20 protein-coding genes and 1 pseudogene are annotated in these 22,222 nt (G+C 39.3%); 15 read left to right on the top strand and 6 right to left on the bottom strand.

Going from position 1 to position 22,222, the window contains the following annotated elements; genetic code table 11:
• Positions 1-117 precede the first annotated feature (117 nt).
• From A3Q33_RS19720 to A3Q33_RS19710, 3 genes are all read left to right on the top strand, one after another.
• The gene (locus A3Q33_RS19720; protein ID WP_081181729.1) at positions 118-819 is read left to right on the top strand and encodes a GntR family transcriptional regulator; all 702 of its coding nucleotides are present in this window, start codon (positions 118-120) and stop codon (positions 817-819) included.
• A gap of 38 nt (positions 820-857) precedes the next feature.
• Positions 858-1,505: a TetR family transcriptional regulator C-terminal domain-containing protein gene (locus A3Q33_RS19715; RefSeq protein WP_081181726.1), complete on the top strand. Its 648-nt coding sequence runs from the start codon at positions 858-860 to the stop codon at positions 1,503-1,505.
• Between the two features lie 598 nt (positions 1,506-2,103).
• Entirely contained in the window at positions 2,104-3,312 is a 1,209-nt protein-coding gene (locus A3Q33_RS19710) for a urate hydroxylase PuuD (protein WP_081181724.1), read from the top strand.
• 23 nt (positions 3,313-3,335) lie between these two features.
• Here A3Q33_RS19710 and A3Q33_RS21125 read toward each other — a convergent pair.
• Positions 3,336-3,425 (bottom strand): annotated as a pseudogene (locus A3Q33_RS21125) (hypothetical protein); the annotation flags it as partial.
• On the opposite strand from A3Q33_RS21125, the gene A3Q33_RS19705 reads away from it, so the two are divergent.
• From A3Q33_RS19705 to puuE, 3 genes are all read left to right on the top strand, one after another.
• Positions 3,424-4,161 carry an outer membrane protein OmpK gene (locus tag A3Q33_RS19705; protein WP_081181720.1) on the top strand — a complete coding sequence of 246 codons (738 nt, stop codon included), beginning with the start codon at positions 3,424-3,426 and terminating at the stop codon, positions 4,159-4,161. The pseudogene A3Q33_RS21125 and the gene A3Q33_RS19705 sit on opposite strands and share 2 nt — an antisense overlap.
• 27 nt (positions 4,162-4,188) lie before the next feature.
• A complete protein-coding gene (locus A3Q33_RS19700) occupies positions 4,189-5,538 on the top strand; it encodes a uracil-xanthine permease family protein (RefSeq protein WP_081181717.1) in 1,350 nt (449 codons plus the stop codon).
• 440 nt (positions 5,539-5,978) lie between these two features.
• Positions 5,979-6,899: an allantoinase PuuE gene (gene puuE, locus A3Q33_RS19695; RefSeq protein WP_231295734.1), complete on the top strand. Its 921-nt coding sequence runs from the start codon at positions 5,979-5,981 to the stop codon at positions 6,897-6,899.
• Positions 6,900-7,018: 119 nt separating this feature from the next.
• On the opposite strand, the gene A3Q33_RS19690 is transcribed toward puuE, so the two are convergent.
• The 4 genes from A3Q33_RS19690 to uraH (A3Q33_RS19675) all read right to left on the bottom strand — a co-directional run bounded on the left by A3Q33_RS19690 (position 7,019) and on the right by uraH (A3Q33_RS19675) (position 10,028).
• Complete coding sequence (locus A3Q33_RS19690) at positions 7,019-8,197, bottom strand: MFS transporter (RefSeq protein ID WP_155866814.1); 1,179 nt, start codon at positions 8,195-8,197, stop codon at positions 7,019-7,021.
• On the bottom strand, positions 8,181-9,080 hold the full coding sequence (uspE, locus tag A3Q33_RS19685) for a universal stress protein UspE (RefSeq protein WP_081181696.1): 900 nt from the start codon (positions 9,078-9,080) through the stop codon (positions 8,181-8,183). The genes A3Q33_RS19690 and uspE overlap by 17 nt, the downstream gene beginning before the upstream one ends.
• Before the next feature lie 44 nt (positions 9,081-9,124).
• Positions 9,125-9,562: a YtoQ family protein gene (locus A3Q33_RS19680; RefSeq protein ID WP_081181694.1), complete on the bottom strand. Its 438-nt coding sequence runs from the start codon at positions 9,560-9,562 to the stop codon at positions 9,125-9,127.
• 112 nt (positions 9,563-9,674) lie between these two features.
• Entirely contained in the window at positions 9,675-10,028 is a 354-nt protein-coding gene (gene uraH, locus A3Q33_RS19675) for a hydroxyisourate hydrolase (RefSeq protein ID WP_081181691.1), read from the bottom strand.
• Between the two features lie 332 nt (positions 10,029-10,360).
• Here uraH (A3Q33_RS19675) and A3Q33_RS19670 point away from each other — a divergent pair, with 332 nt between their 5' ends.
• Both A3Q33_RS19670 and A3Q33_RS19665 read left to right on the top strand, forming a co-directional pair.
• Positions 10,361-12,544 (top strand): malate synthase G, encoded by a 2,184-nt coding sequence (locus A3Q33_RS19670; protein ID WP_081181688.1) that lies wholly within the window; start codon positions 10,361-10,363, stop codon positions 12,542-12,544.
• 2 nt (positions 12,545-12,546) lie between these two features.
• Positions 12,547-13,383, top strand: coding sequence for a bifunctional allantoicase/(S)-ureidoglycine aminohydrolase (locus A3Q33_RS19665; protein ID WP_081153902.1), 837 nt, complete (start codon positions 12,547-12,549; stop codon positions 13,381-13,383).
• A gap of 130 nt (positions 13,384-13,513) precedes the next feature.
• On the opposite strand, the gene A3Q33_RS19660 is transcribed toward A3Q33_RS19665, so the two are convergent.
• Entirely contained in the window at positions 13,514-13,999 is a 486-nt protein-coding gene (locus A3Q33_RS19660; RefSeq protein WP_081181685.1) for a MarR family winged helix-turn-helix transcriptional regulator, read from the bottom strand.
• 385 nt (positions 14,000-14,384) lie between these two features.
• On the opposite strand from A3Q33_RS19660, the gene xdhA reads away from it, so the two are divergent.
• From xdhA to guaD, 7 genes are all read left to right on the top strand, one after another.
• Positions 14,385-15,842 (top strand): xanthine dehydrogenase small subunit, encoded by a 1,458-nt coding sequence (gene xdhA / locus A3Q33_RS19655; RefSeq protein ID WP_081181682.1) that lies wholly within the window; start codon positions 14,385-14,387, stop codon positions 15,840-15,842.
• Positions 15,835-18,192: a xanthine dehydrogenase molybdopterin binding subunit gene (gene xdhB, locus A3Q33_RS19650; protein ID WP_081181678.1), complete on the top strand. Its 2,358-nt coding sequence runs from the start codon at positions 15,835-15,837 to the stop codon at positions 18,190-18,192. Before xdhA ends, xdhB begins: the two co-directional genes overlap by 8 nt.
• 16 nt (positions 18,193-18,208) lie before the next feature.
• Positions 18,209-19,126 carry a xanthine dehydrogenase accessory protein XdhC gene (gene xdhC / locus A3Q33_RS19645; RefSeq protein WP_081181675.1) on the top strand — a complete coding sequence of 306 codons (918 nt, stop codon included), beginning with the start codon at positions 18,209-18,211 and terminating at the stop codon, positions 19,124-19,126.
• 265 nt (positions 19,127-19,391) lie between these two features.
• Positions 19,392-19,892, top strand: coding sequence for a 2-oxo-4-hydroxy-4-carboxy-5-ureidoimidazoline decarboxylase (gene uraD / locus A3Q33_RS19640; protein WP_081181673.1), 501 nt, complete (start codon positions 19,392-19,394; stop codon positions 19,890-19,892).
• The gene (gene uraH / locus A3Q33_RS19635) at positions 19,889-20,230 is read left to right on the top strand and encodes a hydroxyisourate hydrolase (protein ID WP_081181670.1); all 342 of its coding nucleotides are present in this window, start codon (positions 19,889-19,891) and stop codon (positions 20,228-20,230) included. Before uraD ends, uraH (A3Q33_RS19635) begins: the two co-directional genes overlap by 4 nt.
• A 24-nt stretch (positions 20,231-20,254) precedes the next feature.
• On the top strand, positions 20,255-20,761 hold the full coding sequence (locus tag A3Q33_RS19630; RefSeq protein WP_081181666.1) for an ureidoglycolate lyase: 507 nt from the start codon (positions 20,255-20,257) through the stop codon (positions 20,759-20,761).
• A 166-nt stretch (positions 20,762-20,927) separates the two neighbouring features.
• Entirely contained in the window at positions 20,928-22,214 is a 1,287-nt protein-coding gene (guaD, locus tag A3Q33_RS19625; protein WP_081181664.1) for a guanine deaminase, read from the top strand.
• Positions 22,215-22,222: the final 8 nt, after the last annotated feature.

Raw genomic sequence — 22,222 nt, 5'->3', positions numbered from 1 at the left:
TACCCATTCGAAAAATCGTTTTTAATTATCACGAAACGAGCATCTTAATATAGTTTGGGTATATACTACGCGCTTAAATGTTTGGCATGAATTGGTTCGTTTGTATTTAGGAATGTGATGAAAGAGAAGTTAGAAGCAGACAAAAAGCAGAAAAAAATAAGTGATAAAGAAATATATCAAGAGATATTTGATGCTATTTTGTCGTTTCGTTTGCGCCCAGGTACTAGACTTACAGAAGATAATTTATCAAAAATATTTAATGTAGGGCGTACCACCATTCGTAGTGCGTTGTTACGACTTTCGCAAGATCATATTATCGAAATACAGCCCAATAAGGGCGCTTTCATCGCCAGCCCAACGGTTAAACAAGCTAAAGACATTCTTGACGCTCGAAAAATGATCGAAGTGGCGATTGTTAAAGATGTTATTAAATATGCAACCGCGAGTGATTTTGATTTACTCAGAAGAATCGTAAAAGCCGAACAAGATAATATCGATCATGAACATATCGTTGAAGGTATTCAGTTAGGTGGTGATTTTCATTTAATGCTGGCGAAAATATCAAAAAACGCTACGCTTGAGCGTATTATCACAACGTTAATACCGCAAACATCTTTAGTTATTGTGCTCTACGAACAACCAGATGCTCCAAAATGCTCCCATTTTGAGCATTTCGAATTAATTGACGTGATGCAAAAAGGTCAAGTCGACAAAGCCACTGAGCTTATGTATAGGCATGTGCAAGGCATTGAATCGCGCTTAAAATTAGAAGATAAAGAACCTAGCGGTGATTTAATTGATATTTTTAAAAAGCGTTAGAGCATGGGTATGTTTAATCAAAGTAAATTGATCAAGATATGACTAAAATAAAAATTAGCGATAACACGTTTGGTAGTTCACACCAGAAAACGCGCTTGCATAATAAGCATAAAATATTAGCGGCTGCTGCTCAAGAGTTTAAGCAGTATGGCTTTAATGGTGCGTCAATATCACGTATTGCTGAAACGGCTAATCTGCCAAGAACTAACATTCATTATTATTTCAAAAATAAGTTAGCCTTGTATGGTGCAGTACTGACAAATATTATAGATTTATGGAACCAAGCTTTTTCTAACATAGACGAAAATGATGATCCCTCCCAAGCAATAGCAAGTTATATTGATGCGAAAATAGAATATTCACGTATTAATCCAACTGCATCGATTATATTTGCCAGCGAAATATTGCATGGTGCGCCATATTTAAGCCAATATTTACAAACTGACTTTAAGTTCTGGATTGCTGAAAAGGCCAAAGTTATTGAAGCATGGCAAGCACAAGGCAAAATAGATAAAGTGTCAGCATATCATTTGCTGTTTACCATTTGGGGTGCAACCCAGCATTATGCTAATTTTGCCGTTGAAATTGAAGCTGCCCTTGAGCGACCGCTCGCGGTAGAAGACTTTGATGAAGCCAAAAAAACCATAAAACATATCATATTAAAAGGCTGTGGCCTGTCTTTTTAAGCGTATTTGTAGCCTTTAAAATAGTTTTTTAAACTTTATTTTCCCTGAAAAACCCCTGTAAAAATCCTACAACACTTAGTTTTTACAGGGTTTTTTAGCATGCAAAAAATATGAGCTGCCTATGTTGTCAGTTTATTGTATGCACGATTGTTGACAATTGGTTTTTTGTTCAATATGCTAGGTTGTATTGATTAATGAATACGCAACAAGTTCAAAAAGGTGTGCTGGTTTACTAAACGAGCAAATAACTAGCTGTCTTGTTAACCATAATCTGCGCTGTGAAAATTAAAAAAACTATTGACTAAGCGCAGTAAAAACATTTTTCATATTTTTATAATACCGAATACCGAATACCGAATACCGAATACCGAATACCGAATACCTAAATACCCAAGTTGTTAAATACTTGCATTAGCAAAAAAATATTATCCGATACTAAGTAGTCAATGAAATTATTTTTAATTTGATACTGGCATAGGATGCAAATATAAACCAAAGTTAAATAATATAATTAACTGAAGGTTAGTTACATTGACAAGTGTTAGTCGGCTTGGATAAGCCACTAAGACAATAATAATTACTTAAAAGGAGCAGACAAGTGGAAGCGTATTTTTTTGACGTGTTAAATTTTTTAGTGCGCAGTCTTCATATCATTACTGGTATTGCGTGGATTGGAGCATCATTTTACTTTGTCATGCTAGATAACTCATTAAGCACACCCAAAAAATCTGCTGATAAAGAAAATGGCATGTTTGGTGAACTTTGGGCCGTACATGGTGGTGGTTTTTATCACTCACAAAAATATATGTTAGGGCCAAAAAATGACAAGTTAGATGACAACCTACATTGGTCAAAGTGGGAAGCATATACGACTTGGATCAGTGGCTTCTTCTTAATGGCAATTGTTTATTGGTATGGCGCTGACATTTACCTTATCGACGCTAGTAAAGTTGACATGTCTCAAGGCACAGCAATTGCGATTAGCTTAGGGTACATGTTCGGTGGTTACATTATTTATGACATACTATGTAAATCAGCTTTAGCGAAAAACGATTTAGTTTTAGGTCTAGTGATTTTTGCTCTGGTATCAGTTGCAGCTTACAGTTTGACACAAATTTTCAGTGGTCGCGGCGCTTTCATGACCTTCGGCGCTATGCTAGGTACTATCATGGCAGCGAGTGTATTTTTTGTTATTATTCCTGGTCAAAAGCAAATGGTTGAAAGACTAAGAGCAGGACAAGAAGTCGATGCTGCCCCGGGTATAGCCGGTAAGCAGCGCTCAGTTCATAACACTTACTTTACCTTACCTGTGATCTTCGTGATGATCAGTAATCACTACGCCATGACTTATAGTCATGAGTATAACTGGTTAATATTAATGGGTATATCAATGGCTGGCGCCTTGATTCGTATCTTCTTTGTATCACGTCACGGCGAAGGCAAGCCATTAACTGGCGCCTTAATCGCAGCCATTGCAATTATGATAGCGGTTATCTGGGCGATGGCACCTAAACCAACAGCCACAGTAGTAGACTCATCAGCCAAGCTTGTAGCGTTTTCTCAAGTAGAGTCAGTCATTGAGCAACGCTGCGCTTCATGCCACGCTCAAAAACCTACACAGCCAGGTTTTGCAGCAGCCCCTAAAGGTTATATGTACGACACACCTAAACAAATAAAAGCACAAGCTGCGCAAATTTATCAACAAGCTGTTGTGCTTAAAGCTATGCCAATTGGTAACTTAACGGGCATGACAGATGAAGAGCGTACCTTGATAGCTACATGGTACCAACAAGAACAAGCGAAATAATGAACAAGCCACTTTTTACTAAAATGAAAAGTGGTGTAAATAATAAAAAGTAAAACAGTAAAAAAATAAAGTATCAAAACAACAACAACACAACAAAAGCGAGAATAAAACATGAATAAAATAACTACAGCTATTGCTGCCTCGACCCTGTTAGTTGGTTTAGCTGGCGCAGCAACAACTGCACAAGCCTCAGTTTGGAGCTCTACAAAAGTAGAAGGTTTATATGGTCAAGATTACGCACGCGGTTTTAATGGTGCTGATAAAGACGAAGCTATTTTTACTATTGCAAATGCAACAGGCTTTACTTGGGGTGATACTTACTTTTTCGCTGATGTGACAAACATAAATCATGCTGACGATACCAGTGGTACACATTTAGAGTTTGGTCCTCGTTATCGCTTTTTCAAGCCTGAAAATAACAGTGTTATTAAAGGTGTATACGGTATCGTTCAAGCAGATATGACCTCTAATAAGTTCACGACCAAAATAGTTAAAATGGCTGGTGGTAGTTTAGACTGGAATGTTTCAGGGTTTAAATTTGTTAAAACGCATTTACAGTACCGTGATGATCCGACAAAAGATGGCAGTTCTGTTCAGTTTAACTTAGTTTGGAGCAAGGATTTTACCATTAGCGACGAGAACTTTTCATTCGAAGGCTTTTTAGATTGGACTTCAGGTGAAGGTGAAGGTTTTACTAGCCATGCAAACTTGCTTATGCAGCCACAAGTTTTATGGCATGCGAATAAAAGCTTTGCGGTCGGCGTAGAATATCAATACTGGAAAAACCGTTTAGGTATTAAAGGTCGTAACGAATCAGTTCCACAAATTATGGTACGTTGGACTTTTTAGTCTGACTGTCTAAACGAGGAAAATACTATGTCTAATTTATCTGTAGGAACACCAGAACAGTGTCGTGATCCTGAGTATATGCCGCCGTTAAAAGTAGCTATACCTCTCGGTATTCAACATGTACTTGCTATGTTTGTGGCAAATATTACCCCGGCAATTATTATCGCAGGTGCCGCTGGCTTTGGTTTTGGCTCAAATTCACCTGACTTCCCTATGATGCTATACATGATGCAAATGTGTATGTTATTAGCGGGTGCAACAACGCTGTTACAAACCATTGGTGCAGGACCTATTGGCGCGAGACTACCCATAGTACAAGGGACGAGTTTTGCCTTTATTCCAATTTTAATCCCGTTAGTAGCAGGTAAGGGCGTAGATGCCATGGCTGCTGTAACAGGTGGTATTTTAATTGGTGGTTTATTCCAAGCCGCTCTAGGACCTTTAGTTGGCCGTTTACGTTTCGCTTTACCACCTTTAGTAACAGGTTTAATTGTAACGATGATCGGCCTTTCTTTATTAAAGGTTGGTATTCAGTATGCAGCTGGTGGCGTTCCTGCCATTGGTACACCTGAATACGGAACATTACAAAACTGGGGCGTTGCTTCAGTTGTTATTGTGGTAACGCTAGGACTTAAGTTTTTCACTAAAGGCTTCTTATCCGTTTCCGCTATATTACTAGGGCTTATCTCTGGCTATGTTGTTGCGTACTCAATGGGTATGGTGAATTTTGATAACGTTGGTCGTGCAGCTACCTTTGCAATGCCAAAAATATTACCATTCGGCATTGAATTTACGGTTGCCGCAGTACTCGGTATTATTTTGATGTCATTCATTTCAGCTATTGAAACGGTTGGTGACGTATCAGGTATTACTAAAGGTGGTGCTGATCGTGAAGCGACTGATACAGAAATCAAAGGTGCGACTTATGCCGATGGTTTGGGTTCAGCTTTCTCATCTATCTTCGGTGGCTTACCTAACACTTCGTTTTCGCAAAACGTTGGCTTAATCGCCATGACACGAGTCATGAGTCGTCATGTTGCTACTATTGGTGCAATATTCCTGATTATTTGTGGATTCATTCCTAAAGTAGGCGCCATTATTTCGACCATTCCAATCGAAGTATTAGGTGGTGGTGTTATATTAATGTTTGGTATGGTGGCATCGTCAGGTATGAAAATGCTGGCTGATGTTGACTGGACAAGCCGTAACATGGTGATATTTGCTATATCATTATCTTTAGGTTTTGGTTTGATGCTTGAACCAGGTGCTTTACAGCATATGCCAAGCACAGCTAAAGCGTTATTGGCAACCGGATTACTCCCTGCAGCATTTCTTGCTATATTTCTTAATCTTATCGTTCCAGACGAGCCTGATTAAGTTGAACTAGGCTAGTTAGCAGTTGCAACTAGCCTGATTAAACATTATCGAACAATAACTTAACATTATTGTTCGATAATATTATTTTTTATTAACACCCTAACGTGATTATTTAGTAAATTACGTAACGATAAGATGTCTTCACACGTTAACTCAGCTAATTTTTCAGCAGTGTATTGTCTTAAAGGATAATTTAGCACGCTAATATCGCTTTCCTTTAGAAAAGATAGTTAACTTGTGTGTTAACAGCCTTCTTACTCGTATACCCATTTTCAAGCTTTTGTGATTAACGGTCGACAAGCTTTAATTTTCAGGTTCTTTAACTTATTTTTAAACGTTTAAAGACCTTCTTTATAAAGACCGTATTTATGTTGTTGAATGGACTAGACCTATATACAACAATGAAAAATTAGAAATCAAACTATTGAGTTGACATTGATATGACATCAGTAAATATGAATAATTATCCTAGAGACATGAAAGGCTATGGCCAGAAGGTTCCGCATGCTAATTGGCCTAACAAGGCAAAAGTAGCGGTTCAATTTGTTATTAATTACGAAGAAGGTGCAGAAAATTGTATCTTACATGGCGATAAGGCATCAGAAACCTTCTTGTCTGAAATAATTGGTGCACTGCCGTTTGAAAATGAACGCCATATGAATATGGAGTCATTTTATGAATTTGGCAGCAGAGCTGGCTTTTGGCGTTTACATCGTTTATTTACCGAGCGTAAAGTACCGGTTACCGTTTTTGGTGTCGCCATGGCGATGCAGAGAAATCCAGAAGCCGTAGAAGCCATGTTAAAAGCTGATTGGGAAATTGCCAGCCATGGCTACCGTTGGATAGATTATCAAAAAGTCTCTATTGATACAGAGCGTGAGCACCTACAAAAAGCCATCGCCATTCATCAAGAAATGACCGGTGAAAAGCCTAAGGGTTGGTATTTAGGCCGAATGAGTGAGAATACGCGTCAATTGGTGCTCGAAGAGGGTTCATTTTTGTATGATTCAGATAGTTATGCAGATGATTTACCCTATTTCGTTGAAGGTATAAACAAGCCGCATTTAATCGTGCCTTATACGCTTGATGTCAACGATATGCGATTTGCCAGCCCACAAGGTTTTAATGCAGGCGATCAATTCTTTAACTATTTAAAAGACACCTTTGATACTCTATATGCAGAAGGTGAAGATGCGCCGAAAATGATGTCAATTGGCCTGCATTGTCGCATCATAGGTCGACCGGGAAGGTTTGCAAGTTTAGTCAGGTTCCTTGACTATGTTGAACAGTTTAATGATGTATGGTTATGTCGCAGACAAGATATAGCTGAGCATTGGATAAAGCATCATGGTGCTAAATAAGGTACTTAACCGTTAGCTTACAATCGCTAGGTTAATTTAATAAAGCAACATAAAGCAGCATAAAGCCCAGTAAAATAATGAAATTATTTTACTGGGCTTTTTTATGTTTATTAATGCCTTTAATCGTTAGGTTTATTACGAAGGAATAGCGCGATAATGACCATAGAAAAGCTTAACGCAGACAAAAATGTCATTGGCCATTGAAAACTATCGGTTATGTCACGTCCAATACCCACCAGTGAAGGTGTTATACCTCCAACGATATAGCCAAAAGATGACATCATCGATGATAGCTGTGACGCTGATTGCGGCGAATTTGACTCCATAACGGGTAATGCAAGCGCCAGTGCAAAAGTGCCTGATGTTGTGATACCCAATAAGGATACAACGGCTATTGGGTGCCATTGAGGCTGCCAAGCAATGCATAGGATCAGTAAGGTCGAAGACAGCGTTACACCGGCAATAAGTATATTGCGATTGGCTACGCGTGCTGCTAATAAGGGTAAAGTAAATGCCCCTATAATGCCTGAAGCCATAAAAGAGCTTGCTAGCATACTTGCCTTAATAGTATCAAAGCCTGCATGCTGAAAGTGTGCTACTAACCATGTTGACAAGGCATAAAAAACACCAGATTGTGCGGCGAAAAACCCGGTTAATAACCAAGCTCTAAAAGAGTCTAACGGCAGTTTTTGATGGCTATAAACCGGTTGCTTTTTACTGGATGATTTAGGCATAAAAATAAGCAACATAAGAAAAGCGACTAACGCCAATAATCCCCATGCAGCTAGCCCGCGCTCCCAATGGTCGTTATTGAGTTGTATAATCGGAATGGTCAGTGCTACGGCCAGAGATGCTCCAACAGCAATGCTGACCGAATAAATAGTGATAGCGATCGTAATATGACGAGAAAAATACTGTTTTATAAAGCCAGACATTAAGGGACCGGCGATAGCAATCGCAACGCCAGCAATGAAGGCTGAAATTAATAATAGTGTGAAGCTGTATTGGCTAAAATAACGAATGGATAAGGCAGCAACGAGAAGGGCCATAGCACTTGTTAACACGCGCTCTTGACTCCATCGTCGCGCTAAAATAGGCGCAATGGGGGCGAGAAAACCCATTAATAGTACGGGTATGGTCGTTATTAACCCAGCACTTGCACGGCTGAGTGAGAGATCTTCAACAATACGCTCCATAACGGGGGCAATTGAAGTAAGTGCAGGTCGTAAATTGAGAGAAATAAGAATAAGGGCTATTAATAATGTAATAGCCCTTAAGGTGTTAGCCTTTAACAACAAGAGTATCGCAGTCTAATTTGTCGATAATATATTCTGCAGTATTACCTAATAATGCGGCAGTTACACCTTTACGACCAACAGAGCCGAGTATTAAACATTCAGCATTTAAATCGTCACATAACTTTGGAACAACGTGACCTGGTAATCCTTCTTCAACTCTAATATTTACATTAGAAATGTTTAAATTATCGGCGAGTGTTTGTAAACGTTCTTTATGTTTGAGCTTCACTCGTGCATTGACTTTCACTGGATCAAAAGCAGATTTATCTACCGCTATATGCATAGGGGCCTTACTTACCGTATTGATAAAATGTAAGTTTGCACCAAATAGTTTTGACATAGAAGCCGCTTCTTTCGCGACCTTTTCACTTAAGCATTGATGCTCGCTATCGCCGTCATCTAAACTTATGGCGGTAACTATATCGCCGTTACAGGTCCATTTATGGTTTTTAACCATCAGCACATTAATTGGGCTACAACGCAGTAAATTCCAGTGATCCGGTGTGAATAGGTTGCGTACTGATTTTTTGTAATGCTTAGTTTCTTTAATAATAAGATCGCAATTGTTCTCAGTTGCTAGGTTTATTACACCTTCATACCATTTTTTATGCCAAGTCACTACGCAAGTAGTTTTTGTTTCAACTCCAAGCGATGCAGCTAACTCTAGCATCACTTTTTTCTGATCTTCCATCAACTCTCGTTTAAGATCTTTGCAGCTTTCTCCTGCAACACCAGAAGCTTTTTCAATACTTCTGTTATACATCGAACTGCCCAATATTAATTCGGCCTGATACTTATTTGCTAAAAAAACAGCACGAGCAAGGGCTGGTTGTTCTTCCCTGTGAGGGGTTATAGCGACGAATATACGTTTATAATCTGCCATTGTGTTTTCCTTTGTTTGATGTTTTAGTGGTTGATTTATAGTTATTATTGTTTTACAACATAGTCAATAATTTTGATAATATCGGTGGTCGTTTTTGCCCATGCGAAAGCCATAGCATCGACTTCTTTTAATGGGTGGATAATACTGTCGTCATGGAGTGTGACGTAAGGTTTACCTAAAGCGGCACATTGTCCAGCGTCAAAAGCGGCATTCCATTGTTTATATTTATCACCAAACCTCACAATAGCCAGGTCACAGTTTTGTATCAGCGTTTGGGTTCTTATCGCGTTAACTTTTGAAGACTGATGGTCGCGCCAAAAAGGATCTTCTGCATGACCTAAATGGTCACCTGCGGCATCACTAAGTTCATGCACCGTTACCGGTGAAGTAAATACAACAGGTAGCGCTTTGCAGCCTTGTTCTATTTGTTGACGCCAATCAGTATGAATTTCACCTGAAAGATAAATATTCCATTGCTTCATGTTTGTTTCCTTAATCAGTTCTTATTGTTAACGTACTATTATTGCCGATTTTAAGCTACAACCTTGTTTGCCTACCAATGGCTGTCTTCAGTAGGAAAACTGAGGTAATTAATTAACTGCCACGATAGGTAGAATAGCTCCATGGCGACACTAATAATGGCACATGATAATTAGCCTTGGCGTCAAAAATACCAAAATTAATGGGTATACGATTTAAAAATGCCGGTTCGGTTTTATCACCGGTGAGTTTGGAGAAGTAATCACCAACATAAAAAACAATCGAATACTCACCAACTTCGATATTGCTGTCATCTAATAACAGTTCGTCTGTTCGACCATCACTATTTGTTGATAATGTTTTGATGAGTCGTTGGTTCGAACCTTCCAAGCGATAAAATTCTAGTGTAATGCCTTGTGCCGGAACACCGTTTGCAGTGTCTAGAACGTGCGTTGATAACTTCGCCATTTAATATTCCTTTTTGTTCGTTGGTCATATCTACTAAGGTTTAATTAGTTTGTTTATTTTAATCGTGTCTGAAAAAAGGACATAAATATTTTAAATAAAACCTTAGTATAGATGCAGCTAATACTAAGTGCCTTAATTTACGTAAACTGATTATCTTTCTATACACATGATTAAAAAAAGTACTATGCTTCAGGCTACTATAGGTTACTTCCATTTAAATTGTCAACAATTATGTTTACAATTAACTGACTTAGTTGACAGGTGCTGGGTATTTGTTTACATTTAACAGTATTGAAGCTTTAAATATCCAAAAGCAGTGAGTAAATAACAACATGACAAATTATCAACAAAAAGACTTACTAAAGGTTAATAACGAATTAGTAAACTTTATAAAAGCAGAAGTATTACCCGGCTTGGACATTACTGAGCAACATTTTTGGTCGGTTTTATCAAAAATAACCCATGATTTAGGGCCAGAAAATAGAGCTTTATTAGCCAAGCGTATTGCTTTGCAGGAACAAATAGATCAATGGAATTTAAAGCATCAAGGTAGTTTTGATGTCTTAGCCTACAAAGCATTTCTAACTGAAATCGGCTATTTGGTGCCTGAAGGCGAAGACTTTCAAATAAGCACTTCGAATGTCGATACTGAAATAAGCACACAAGCTGGGCCACAGTTAGTCGTACCAACAGCCAATGCTCGTTTTGCTTTAAATGCTGCGAACGCTCGTTGGGGCAGTTTGTATGACGCACTTTATGGCACTGATGTTATTAGTGACGAAGGTGGCGCTGAGAAAGGTCGTGCGCACAATGCTATTCGAGCCAATAAAGTCATAGCCTACGGACGGGACTTTCTAGACTCGCATTTTCCGCTACTATCAGGCTTACATAAACACGCTTGTTGTTATTATATTGACAACAAACAGCTACATGTAAAATTGGTTGATGGAACAACAACTCAATTACAGAATGCACAGTTACTCATCGGTTATCAAGGGCAAAAAGAGAGCCCTAGTTCAATACTACTAACTCATAACGATTTACGTGTAGCGATTGAAATAGACGCCATGTCGGCTATTGGAAAAACAGATGCTGCAGGTATAAAAGATATTACCTTAGAATCAGCTCTTACCACCATTCAAGACTTTGAAGATTCAGTGGTTGCGGTTAATGCCGAAGAAAAAATCCACGTATATCGTAATTGGCTCGGCTTAATGAAAGGTGATTTAAGCGAGACGATTGAAAAGTCTGGTAAAGTAACTAAACGTGTACTTTTAGCTGATAAAGCGTATCAAGATCTGTCAGATAACAGTTTTGCTGTGCATGGACGTAGTTTGTTATTTTGTCGAAATGTTGGCCATTTAATGACCAACCCAGCTATAGTCGATAAAGACGGCTTTGAAATTCAAGAAGGTATCATGGACGCCATGATAAGTACCTTGATAGCCTTACATGACATACATAAAACTAACCTTCATCGTAACTCTCGAAATGGCAATGTTTATATCGTTAAGCCAAAAATGCATGGCCCTGAAGAAGTGGCATTCGCTAATAAACTATTTAACGCAGTTGAAGACGCACTAGGCCTTGCTAGAGACACCATTAAAATTGGTGTTATGGATGAAGAGCGACGCACTACCGTTAACTTAAAAGAATGTATTCGGGCTGTTAAAAGCCGGGTTGTATTTATTAATACTGGATTCTTGGACCGAACAGGGGACGAAATACACACCAGCATGTTACTCGGCCCTATGGTGCCAAAGGGTAATATGAAAGCACAACCATGGATTAAAGCTTACGAAGACTGGAATGTTGATATAGGCTTAGCTTGCGGGTTTTCAGGAAAAGCGCAAATTGGTAAGGGCATGTGGGCCATCCCAGACGAGATGGCTGAAATGATGAAAGTGAAAATTTCTCACCCATTAGCCGGTGCTAATACGGCTTGGGTACCTTCGCCAACAGGTGCAACACTTCATGCTATGCATTATCATCAAGTTAAAGTGTTTGAGATACAAAAGGCACTTGCCAAAAGAGTACGTGCAAGTATCGACGATATACTCACGGTACCATTGCTGACTGACGTAAAAAATCTTAGTGAAGAAGCCATCGATAAAGAACTAAACAATAACGCACAAGGCCTATTAGGTTATGTAGTTCGATGGGTTGATTTAGGTATGGGCGCATCGAAAGTACCTGATATTAATAACATTGGTTTAATGGAAGATAGAGCAACCTTACGAATTTCTAGCCAGCATATTTGTAATTGGCTTGAACATGGTATCTTAACCGAATCGCAAGTTAGAACCGCTTTAGAAAAAATGGCGGTCATCGTTGACCAACAAAATGCGCACGATAACAATTATCAAGCTATGTCTGCAGATTTTGAAAAGAGCTTATCTTTTCAAGCAGCATTAGATTTAATATTTAAAGGTAAAACTCAACCAAACGGGTATACCGAACCTTTGCTTCATGAATATAGAAAACAATTCATTGAAGCCCAGTCATTAAGGAACTAAGCATGTCACACAAACATACATATTACGCACCAACGGGCGGCTTGCCGCCACAAACACAATTAATATCAGACCGCGCTATTTTTACAGAAGCTTACGCGGTTATTCCTAAACGCGTATTGACTGATATCGTTACTAGCTATCTGCCTTTTTGGGATCAGATGCGTATGTGGGTTATTGCTCGCCCACTTAGTGGTTTTGCCGAGACATTCTCGCAATATATTGTTGAAGTAGCGCCTGGTGGCGGTTCAAATAAACCTGAACTTGATGAAAGTGCTCAAGGCGTGCTTTTTGTCGTTGAAGGTGAAATGGACATTACGATTGAAGGTGTCGCTCATCACATGGGCACGGGTGGTTATGCATATTTACCACCAACATGTAACTGGACGATAAAAAACAATAGCGATGCCAACGTAAAATTCCATTGGATCCGCAAAGCATATCAATATGTTGAGGGCATTGACGTACCTGAAGCTTTTGTCACAAGTGATCAAGACTTAGACCGTACCGACATGCCAAATACTGGTGGTGTTTGGGGTACAACAAGATTTATGGACCCAACCGACATGCGTTTTGACATGCATGTGAATGTGGTCACTTTCCAGCCAGGCGGCGTTATTCCTTTTGATGAAACTCATGTAATGGAACATGGTTTATACGTTTTAGAAGGTAAAGCGGTTTATCATTTAAATGGAGAATGGGTAGAAGTAGAAGCTGGTGACTTTATGTGGTTACGAGCTTTCTGTCCACAGTCATGTTACACCGGCGGACCTGGTCCATTCAGATATTTATTATACAAAGACGTAAATAGACAAATGCCGTTTATTCGTCCTAAAAACTAATAAACTGCTAAATTAACTGCTAAATTAACTAATAAGCGCGTATAGCTGTCATTATCCAATGACGCTATACGCGTTTTTTTTATCTAACGAAATTAGATGCTTGTTTAATCTAGTTTACCTATACCACTTATTAATAACCGACTTGCGTCAAATATCGCTTAAGCAAAGTTTCAAACTGCGTTTGTTCTGCTGGGGAAAAACATGAAACTAAGCTTTTCTGGCTCTGAGTATGTTCAACTATCACCTTCTCAATAAGACTTAAGCCTTTCGGTGTAAGTGAGACAGTGACACTTCTTTTATCTTTTTTATTCACTGTGCGCTTAACCAATTGTTTACGTTCAAGTAAATCTATACGGCTGGTCATTGTGCCAGAAGTGATCAGCATTTGTTCAAGCAATTGATTAGGTGAAAGTGCATGTGGCGGCCCTATACGCAGTAACGTCGCTAAAACATCAAAACCAGCATCGGTAAGCTCATAATCACGAAATGACTTAGTTAATTCATCACTCATGTGTTTTGATATTCGTAACACTCGGCTGGTAATTGCCATAGGCTTGGTATCGAGTTCTGGCATTTGAATTGCCCATTGCTCAATTTTTTTATCGACTTCGTCCATTATTTATCCGAGAGAGTCCCGCGAGAATTTTGGGATTTTAAACTATTATAATGAAGCTAAGGCTAGCAAATTATTCGTTTGAAAGCTATTGAGATCAAGGTTATTAGGCGGGTTATCTAATTTATCCCCCAGTTATAATTGAGCTAGCGCAAAGTTAAAGAAAAGTTAACGTTATAAATTTAACTTTTGGTTAGCCTTATTTTAAAGTTTTGAGGGAATAAGTTGATTTTAAAGTGTTTATTTTCTTTATTTAGCGCTGTGCTTTCTTAAAATTGAATTTTAGCGAAAGTTTACAGGTAAAATAATAAATTGACACTTGTGTCAGGTTTTTATTCTGATATATTTAAACTATGAAACATTTACAAAATTAACCACGGAACTAATTATGGCTACAAGTGCAGTTCGTTTCTTATTAAACAACGACGTTGTGACGATAGAGAACATAGATCCCAATTTAACTGTTTTGCAGTATTTACGTGAAGAGCGCTTTAACAGCGGTACGAAAGAAGGGTGTTCTTCTGGCGACTGTGGTGCTTGTACCGTGGTTATTGCTGAATTAGCCAAAGATAGCCAAGCACTTAATTATAAATCAATAAATGCCTGTATTAGTTTTGTTGGCAGTTTACACGGTAAACAGTTAATTACCGTAGAGCACCTTAAGCAAGGCGCTAAACTTCATCATGTACAGCAATCTATGGTAGATAATCATGGTTCACAATGTGGCTTTTGTACACCTGGCTTTGTTATGTCCTCATTTGCTTTACATAAACATAATAACAAACCTAATCGTGAAGAAGTGCTAGAAGCACTTGCAGGCAATTTATGCCGTTGCACCGGATATCGCTCTATTATCGATGCGGCCTTAGCATCGAGTGAACATTGTGAAGCTGACTCATTTGCACAGCATTATAACGAAACCGTGCAACAGCTAAATGACTTTAAAGGGCTACCATCAGCTAAGCTTTCTAATTCGCGTCATGGTTACTTTGCACCAAAAAGTACAGCTGAATTGGCCGAAAAATTATTATCAAATCCGCAAGCAACCCTCGTTGCGGGGGCGACAGATCTCGCGCTGTCAGTGACACAAAACTTAGCCACCATTGAAGATCTGGTTTATTTGGGTGATGTCACTGAATTACAAACCTTAGAAAATAACACTGAAGAATTCATTATTGGCTCAGCAGTACCTTACAGTGATTTTACCCCGATGTTACATGAGGAATATCATGAGCTTGGCGAAATGATTGAACGTATTGGTTCACGACAAATTCGTAATAATGGCACTTTAGGTGGCAATATTGGTAATGCTTCGCCTATTGGTGATATGCCACCAGCGCTAATCGCTTTAGACGCTCAAATGACCTTACAACGTGGTGATGAAGAGCGCAAAATAGCCGTAGAAGACTATTTTGTTGATTACAAAAAAACGGTATTAAAAGCGTCTGAATTTATTAAAAATATCTACATACCTAAGTCAAAGCCCGATCAAGTATTGAAAGTTTATAAAATATCTAAGCGCATTGACGATGACATTTCAGCGGTTTTAGCTGCCTTTAATATTGAACTTAAAGACAATATTGTCACACATGTTCGTATCGCCTTCGGAGGCATGGCCGGTATTCCTATGCGTGCTAAGCAATGTGAAGCCGCCTTATTAAATAAAGCCTTTGATAGCGAAAGTGTCACAGCGGCGCAACAGGCATTAACGCAAGACTTTCAGCCGATGTCTGATGTTCGCGCTTCTGATAAATATCGCATGAAAGTCGCACAAAACTTAATCCAAAAATGTTACTTGGAATTACAAAGTAAAAATATTGAAACTCGGGTAGTTAATTATGCGTAGTCTTATAAATACCAAACATTCTAATGACAATATTAGTCATGAATTAGCCTCAGTCGGTCAAGGCGGAGTAGGTCGCTCGAAAAAGCACGAAAGTGCTGACAAACATGTCAGTGGTGAAGCGCTATATATTGATGATAGACCCAGCCTTCGTGGCCAACTACATGCTGCAGCAGGACAAAGTACTATTGCGCATGGACTGATTAAAAGTATCGACTTATCGGCCGTCAAAGCAGCTGAAGGCGTTGTGGCTGTGATCACAGTAGAAGATGTGCCTGGACATACTGACATTGGCCCCGTATTCCCTGGCGATCCGGTATTAGCCATTGGTAAAGTTGACTATATCGGTCAGCCAATATTTGCGGTTGCGGCCACGAGTCATGACTTGGCTAGACGTGCGGTTAAGTTAGCCAAAATTGAATATGAAGCGCTTCCTGCGGTATTAACCGTTAAAGAGGCTTTAGCAAAGCAAAGCTTTGTTCGACCGCCTTTTACCATGAAACGTGGTGACTCTGCGACAGCTATTGAGCAAGCGACTCACCAGTTATCAGGTGAAATTTCAGTCGGTGGTCAAGAGCATTTTTATCTTGAAGGACAAGTTTCAACCGCTGAGCCAACCGAAGATGGTGTTATGACCGTATTTTCATCGTCACAGCACCCGAGTGAAGTACAAAAGTTAGTGGCTGAAGTACTCGATATTCCGCTTAATAAAGTGATTGTGGATACGCGTCGAATGGGCGGTGGTTTTGGTGGTAAAGAAACCCAAGCGGCACCATGGGCTTGTCTTGCAGCGCTTTTATCTAATGTAACAAAACGTCCTGTTAAGTTTAAACTTAGCCGTTCAGACGATATGTGCATGACAGGTAAACGCCATCCATTTGAAAATAATTACCACGTTGGCTTTGATAGTGACGGGCAAATTAAAGGCATAAATATCGAGGTTAACGGTAATTGTGGCTATTCACCCGATTTATCAGATGCCATTGTCGATAGAGCCATGTTTCATTCTGACAACGCTTACTTTTTAGATCAAGCAACAGTCACGGGTAATCGCTGCAAATTAAATACTGTTTCCCACACCGCTTATCGTGGTTTTGGCGGCCCACAAGGTATGATGACCATCGAAATGGTGATGGACGATATTGCTCGCTACCTAGGTAAAGACCCGTTAGAAATTCGTAAAATCAATTTATACGGTAAAGATGATCGCAACGTCACCCATTATCATCAAACGGTTGAACATAATAAAATGGCGGAATTGATCACGTCATTAGAGCAAAGCTCAGACTATCAAGCGCGCAGAGCAAGCATTAGCCAGTTTAATATTGAAAATACCTTACTGAAAAAGGGCATTGCTTTAACGCCAGTAAAATTTGGTATTTCGTTTACTGTTCAGCATTTAAACCAAGCGGGTGCCTTAGTGCACATTTATACCGATGGTACTATTCATTTAAACCATGGCGGCACTGAAATGGGCCAAGGTTTATATACCAAAGTGGCGCAAATTGTTGCTGAAGAATTTCAAGTCGATGTTGATACCGTTGGCGTTTCTGCTACTCGAACCGATAAAGTACCGAATACGTCGCCAACAGCAGCGTCTTCGGGCACAGACTTAAACGGTAAAGCGGCACAAGCGGCGGCTAAAACCATTAAAGCGCGGTTGATTGAGTTTGCCTGTGAAAAATATAACGTTAACCAAGCTGAAGTTAGCTTTAAAGAAAGCCAAGTAATTGTAGGAAAAGAGAAGTTTTCATTCGCCGAGTTTGTTCAACAAGCCTACATGGGACGCGTGTCACTTTCTTCGACCGGTTTTTATAAAACACCGAAAATACATTTTGATCGCGCTACAGGTAAAGGTCGACCGTTTTTCTATTACTCAACCGGTGCTGCAGTATCAGAAGTATTAATTGATACCTTAACCGGTGAATATAAATTATTACGTGCCGATATATTGCATGACGTGGGGCATTCATTGAATCCGGCCATTGATATCGGCCAAATTGAAGGCGCATTTATTCAAGGAATGGGGTGGCTAACTACCGAAGAGTTGGTTTGGAACGAGCAAGGGCGATTATTATCGAATAACCCTGCGACCTATAAAATTCCAGCCATTAGCGATACGCCCAGCGATTTTAGAGTTGATTTAGTCCCTGACGATCCTAACCGTGAGCAAACTATTTATAACTCAAAAGCCGTTGGTGAACCGCCATTTATGTTAGGTATATCGGTTTGGTCGGCACTTAAAGATGCCATTTCAAGTGTATCCGACTACAAATTAAGTCCTGTTTTGGACACACCGGCTACACCTGAACGCGTACTTTGGGCTGTAGAAGCCATGAAAGATAACGCGTGAGCATTGCGAGCAAATTATGACAACTAACTGGAGTAGTGCTAGCTATAAGTTAAGCAAACAAGGTCAAGCCTATGTATTAGTGACCTTGGTTGGTGTTTCTGGCTCTACGCCTAGAAATAGTGGTACAAAAATGGTGATCAGTCATGATGATATTTTTGACACTATTGGCGGTGGTCACCTTGAACACAAAGCGATTAAATACGCTAAAAAAATGCTAAATTCAGGTGAAAGTTGCCAACATATTGAGCACTTTCAACTGGGCAGTAATTTAGGTCAATGTTGTGGAGGCAACACGTCGGTGTTATTTGAATGTTTTGCCGCTACAGGCGTTAATATTATGTTGTTCGGTGCCGGGCATGTTGGTAAGGCATTGGTGCCTATTTTAGCGCAATTACCCTGCAAAGTTACGTGGGTCGATAGCCGAGAAGCGCAGTTTCCATCGAACCTTTCATCTTATGATAATGTCGTTAAAGTGGTCAGTGAATCACCTGAACTTGAAGTGGCTAGCATGCCAGCTAATAGCTACTTCATTGTTATGACACATAATCATCAAATGGATTTTGAAATATCACAAGCCATATTAAAGCGGGCAGACTTTCATTATTTAGGCTTAATTGCGTCAAACACCAAATGGCGTCGCTTTCAACAACGCTATAAACACCGAGATATTGATCAAAAACAAGTGGCTCGAATGAATTGTCCCATTGGCTTAGCAGACGTTGGCGGTAAATTACCGATGGAAGTTGCGGTTTCAGTGTCAGCCGAAATTATTAATATTTACCAAGCTCAGCAAGTAAAATTAGCGGCAATAAATGATCAATTAGCACAAGAAAATCAGCAAAGTGTCGATGCAAATTCTGTTAGTAAAGCTCGCCCTAAGTCGCAACAGGGCATTCATTGGCAAGAATTAAAGCAATTACTTAGCGCCGACTAACGTTTGTAAGTTTTATTTCATTTTATGACAACGTATCAACACCTTGTTATTTTAGAAAATGTTATTAATTACGTTTTACAATGTGAAATATCTTTACGTTAGAATCTCCAAATAAAGAGAGTATTATAGTTATCCTCAACAAATTATCACTGTAAAGCAGGGTATTGAAAGCACTGCTAATGAGAACAGTAAAACGGGTGGATAGTGACGTAGTCAATTATTGCACTTGAATATTTAAGCAACAAAATAATTAATAGGAAATATTATGAATTTAGCACAATTAAATGACTTAACCGTCGACGAAGCCACACACACTTTTATGCAGTGCTGTACCTCAGCAGCGTGGGTATCTGGCATGGTTAAGGCTCGCCCTTTTGCTGATAAAAAAGATTTAGAAACGAAAGCTGATACAGCGTGGCAAGGTCTAGCCGAAGCAGACTATTTAGAAGCGTTTGAAGGTCATCCACAAATTGGTAACGTTGACACCCTTAGAGCGAAATATGCCAATACTAAAGAGCTTGCAAGTGGTGAACAAAGTTCAGTCAGTGAAGCAACAGAACAAGTGATTGAATCATTAGCGCAAGGGAACGCCGATTATCTCGAAAAATTTGGTTTTATTTTTATCGTCTGTGCAACCGGCAAAAGTGCTGCGCAAATGGTGGCATTATTGCAAGCACGTTTACCTAACGATAAAGCGACTGAACTGGCTAATGCGGCAGAAGAGCAACGAAAAATATTTCACTTACGTTTAGAAAAACTAATATGAGCCAAATAACGACTCATGTGCTTGATACCACACGCGGTTTACCGGCACAAAATTTACCTATTACCTTGTTTGCTCAAACCAGTGATGGTTGGAATGAATTAGCAACAGGTGTGACTAACGCCGATGGTCGCATTGCCGGTTTATTAGCGGATAAGGTGGTACTAGCAGCGGGTGTTTATCGTATGCACTTTGCCACTAAACCTTATTTTTTAGCAAATAAAGAACCAGGTTTTTACCCTTATGTTGATATCGTGTTCGAGCTAGATGGCAGCCCAAGCCATTACCATATTCCATTGTTATTAACTGCGTTTGGTTATTCAACATACCGTGGTAGCTAACAACAAATTAAGCAGGAATTCATTATGACTAAAAACAGACAAACAATTACGCCAAAACCATTAACAAGTGCGGCATTCAGTGCTTTTGGTGATGTTATTGAAGCCAATGCTGACGCTAAAATAATAGAAATAAATGATGGTTTTACCCAGCGCTACCATGACTTAGCTAAAATTGATGTGACTGATAAAACCGGTCACCCAATTGTAAATATATTTCGTTCGACACCCCTCGCTCAACCCATCGCGATTAAAATGATGGAACGTCACCCGCACGGTAGCCAAGCCTTTATTCCGATGGGCCAAAACCCATATATAGTTGTGGTGGCACCTGCAGGTGAGTTTGACGTTAATAAAATAGAAATATTTTTGGCGAATTCAAACCAAGGTGTTAACTATCATAAAGGTACTTGGCATCATTTCTGTTTAGCCTTAGGCAGTGAAAGTGACTTCTTAGTGATTGACAGAGGCGGCGATGGTGATAACTGTGACGTGCTTGAATTGGATGGTTCGTTAGTCATAGCCGAATGCTAAATTAACCATAGTATTTGTTAATACATAAGTTTTTAAAGAAAAATTTTAATAGTGTAGAGTAAAAATTACCATTAAAGATCCATTTTGGCTTTTTACTCACTATTTGAAAATAATATTGGCATTAACCAATAATATTTCGTCAATATTTATAAAATAGGTAAACAGAATGTTGAAAGTATATCGTGGAGAGTTACTGCATTTTTTGGCTGATCCCGCCAAAGTTTCTCTACAAGAAAGTTATCAGTACATCGAAGATGGCCTACTCATTATTAAAGATGGACTCATTGAACAAATGGGTGAAGCGCAAGCGCTGCTTGCGACATTAGATAAAGACGTTGAAGTCATTCACTATGAAAATGGCTTAATCATGCCTGGCTTTATTGATACCCACGTGCATTATCCGCAAACAGAAATGATTGCGTCATATGGTGAACAATTATTGGAATGGTTAGAAAACTATACTTTTCCATTTGAACGTCAATTTTCAGATCTAGAACACGGTAAGAAAGTAGCAGAGTTCTTTTTAAGTCAATTACTTGAAGCGGGTACTACCACAGCCTTAGTCTTTGGTACGGTGCATAAAGAGTCAGTAGACGCATTTTTTACCGTAGCTCAGCAGAAAAAATTACGCATGATTTGTGGCAAAGTGTTAATGGATCAAAATTGCCCAGACTACTTAACTGACACCGCCGAAAGTGGCTATGAAGACAGTAAAGCATTAATCGAAAAATGGCATAACACTGACCGTTTACAATATGCCATTACCCCTAGATTCGCCCCTACTTGTTCAACAGAGCAACTTAATAAAGCAGGTCAGTTGTTAGCCGAAAATCCAAGTGTTTATTTACATACCCATCTAAGTGAAAACAAAGCAGAAATTGCTTGGGTAGAAGAACTTTTCCCTGACAGTGACGGTTATTTAGATGTTTATGATAAAAGTAAATTACTGGGTCGTCGTAGCGTCTTTGCTCATGGTGTTCATTTACATGACAGTGAATGTAAACGCTTAGGAGAAACTGGCTCGGCAATTGCTTTTTGTCCTAGTTCAAACCTGTTTTTAGGCAGCGGCTTATTTAACCTTAAACAAGCAGAATCGTTTGATGTCAATGTTGGCTTAGGGAGTGATATTGGCGCAGGCACGACATTCTCTATGTTGAGCACCATAAATGAAGGTTATAAAACTCAGCAACTGCGTGGCGATAAACTCAACCCATTTAAATCGCTTTATCTAGCCACTTTAGGTGGTGCAATTGCCTTAGATCTTGAAGGCACGATTGGTAATTTTGTTAAAGGCGCTGAAGCAGACTTTATCGTACTCGATTATCATGCGACGCCGTTAATGGATAGACGCATGCAACATTGTAAAACACTATCAGAAAAACTATTTATTTTAAGCATGTTAGGCGACGAACGCCATATTAAAGCGACTCATATTATGGGTGAGCGAGTATAAAATTACTC

Origin of the sequence: Colwellia sp. PAMC 21821 (assembly GCF_002077175.1) — a bacterium.
Lineage (GTDB): Bacteria > Pseudomonadota > Gammaproteobacteria > Enterobacterales > Alteromonadaceae > Cognaticolwellia.
The sequence above is the reverse complement of the archived record's forward strand: the minus strand, read 5'-3'. Positions and strand labels throughout refer to the sequence as shown.

Excerpts from the sequence above, each read along its gene's own strand:
- A3Q33_RS19630 (WP_081181666.1), top strand. The coding sequence starts at position 20,255 with ATGACTAAAAACAGACAAACAATTACGCCAAAACCATTAACAAGTGCG.
- xdhA (WP_081181682.1), top strand. The coding sequence starts at position 14,385 with ATGGCTACAAGTGCAGTTCGTTTCTTATTAAACAACGACGTTGTGACG.
- A3Q33_RS19700 (WP_081181717.1), top strand. The coding sequence starts at position 4,189 with ATGTCTAATTTATCTGTAGGAACACCAGAACAGTGTCGTGATCCTGAG.
- xdhC (WP_081181675.1), top strand. The coding sequence starts at position 18,209 with ATGACAACTAACTGGAGTAGTGCTAGCTATAAGTTAAGCAAACAAGGT.
- guaD (WP_081181664.1), top strand. The coding sequence starts at position 20,928 with ATGTTGAAAGTATATCGTGGAGAGTTACTGCATTTTTTGGCTGATCCC.
- A3Q33_RS19705 (WP_081181720.1), top strand. The coding sequence starts at position 3,424 with ATGAATAAAATAACTACAGCTATTGCTGCCTCGACCCTGTTAGTTGGT.
- uraH (WP_081181691.1), bottom strand. The coding sequence starts at position 10,028 with ATGGCGAAGTTATCAACGCACGTTCTAGACACTGCAAACGGTGTTCCG.
- A3Q33_RS19680 (WP_081181694.1), bottom strand. The coding sequence starts at position 9,562 with ATGAAGCAATGGAATATTTATCTTTCAGGTGAAATTCATACTGATTGG.
- uraD (WP_081181673.1), top strand. The coding sequence starts at position 19,392 with ATGAATTTAGCACAATTAAATGACTTAACCGTCGACGAAGCCACACAC.
- puuE (WP_231295734.1), top strand. The coding sequence starts at position 5,979 with ATGACATCAGTAAATATGAATAATTATCCTAGAGACATGAAAGGCTAT.
- A3Q33_RS19720 (WP_081181729.1), top strand. The coding sequence starts at position 118 with ATGAAAGAGAAGTTAGAAGCAGACAAAAAGCAGAAAAAAATAAGTGAT.
- A3Q33_RS19665 (WP_081153902.1), top strand. The coding sequence starts at position 12,547 with ATGTCACACAAACATACATATTACGCACCAACGGGCGGCTTGCCGCCA.
- A3Q33_RS19670 (WP_081181688.1), top strand. The coding sequence starts at position 10,361 with ATGACAAATTATCAACAAAAAGACTTACTAAAGGTTAATAACGAATTA.
- uraH (WP_081181670.1), top strand. The coding sequence starts at position 19,889 with ATGAGCCAAATAACGACTCATGTGCTTGATACCACACGCGGTTTACCG.
- uspE (WP_081181696.1), bottom strand. The coding sequence starts at position 9,080 with ATGGCAGATTATAAACGTATATTCGTCGCTATAACCCCTCACAGGGAA.
- A3Q33_RS19660 (WP_081181685.1), bottom strand. The coding sequence starts at position 13,999 with ATGGACGAAGTCGATAAAAAAATTGAGCAATGGGCAATTCAAATGCCA.
- A3Q33_RS19715 (WP_081181726.1), top strand. The coding sequence starts at position 858 with ATGACTAAAATAAAAATTAGCGATAACACGTTTGGTAGTTCACACCAG.
- xdhB (WP_081181678.1), top strand. The coding sequence starts at position 15,835 with ATGCGTAGTCTTATAAATACCAAACATTCTAATGACAATATTAGTCAT.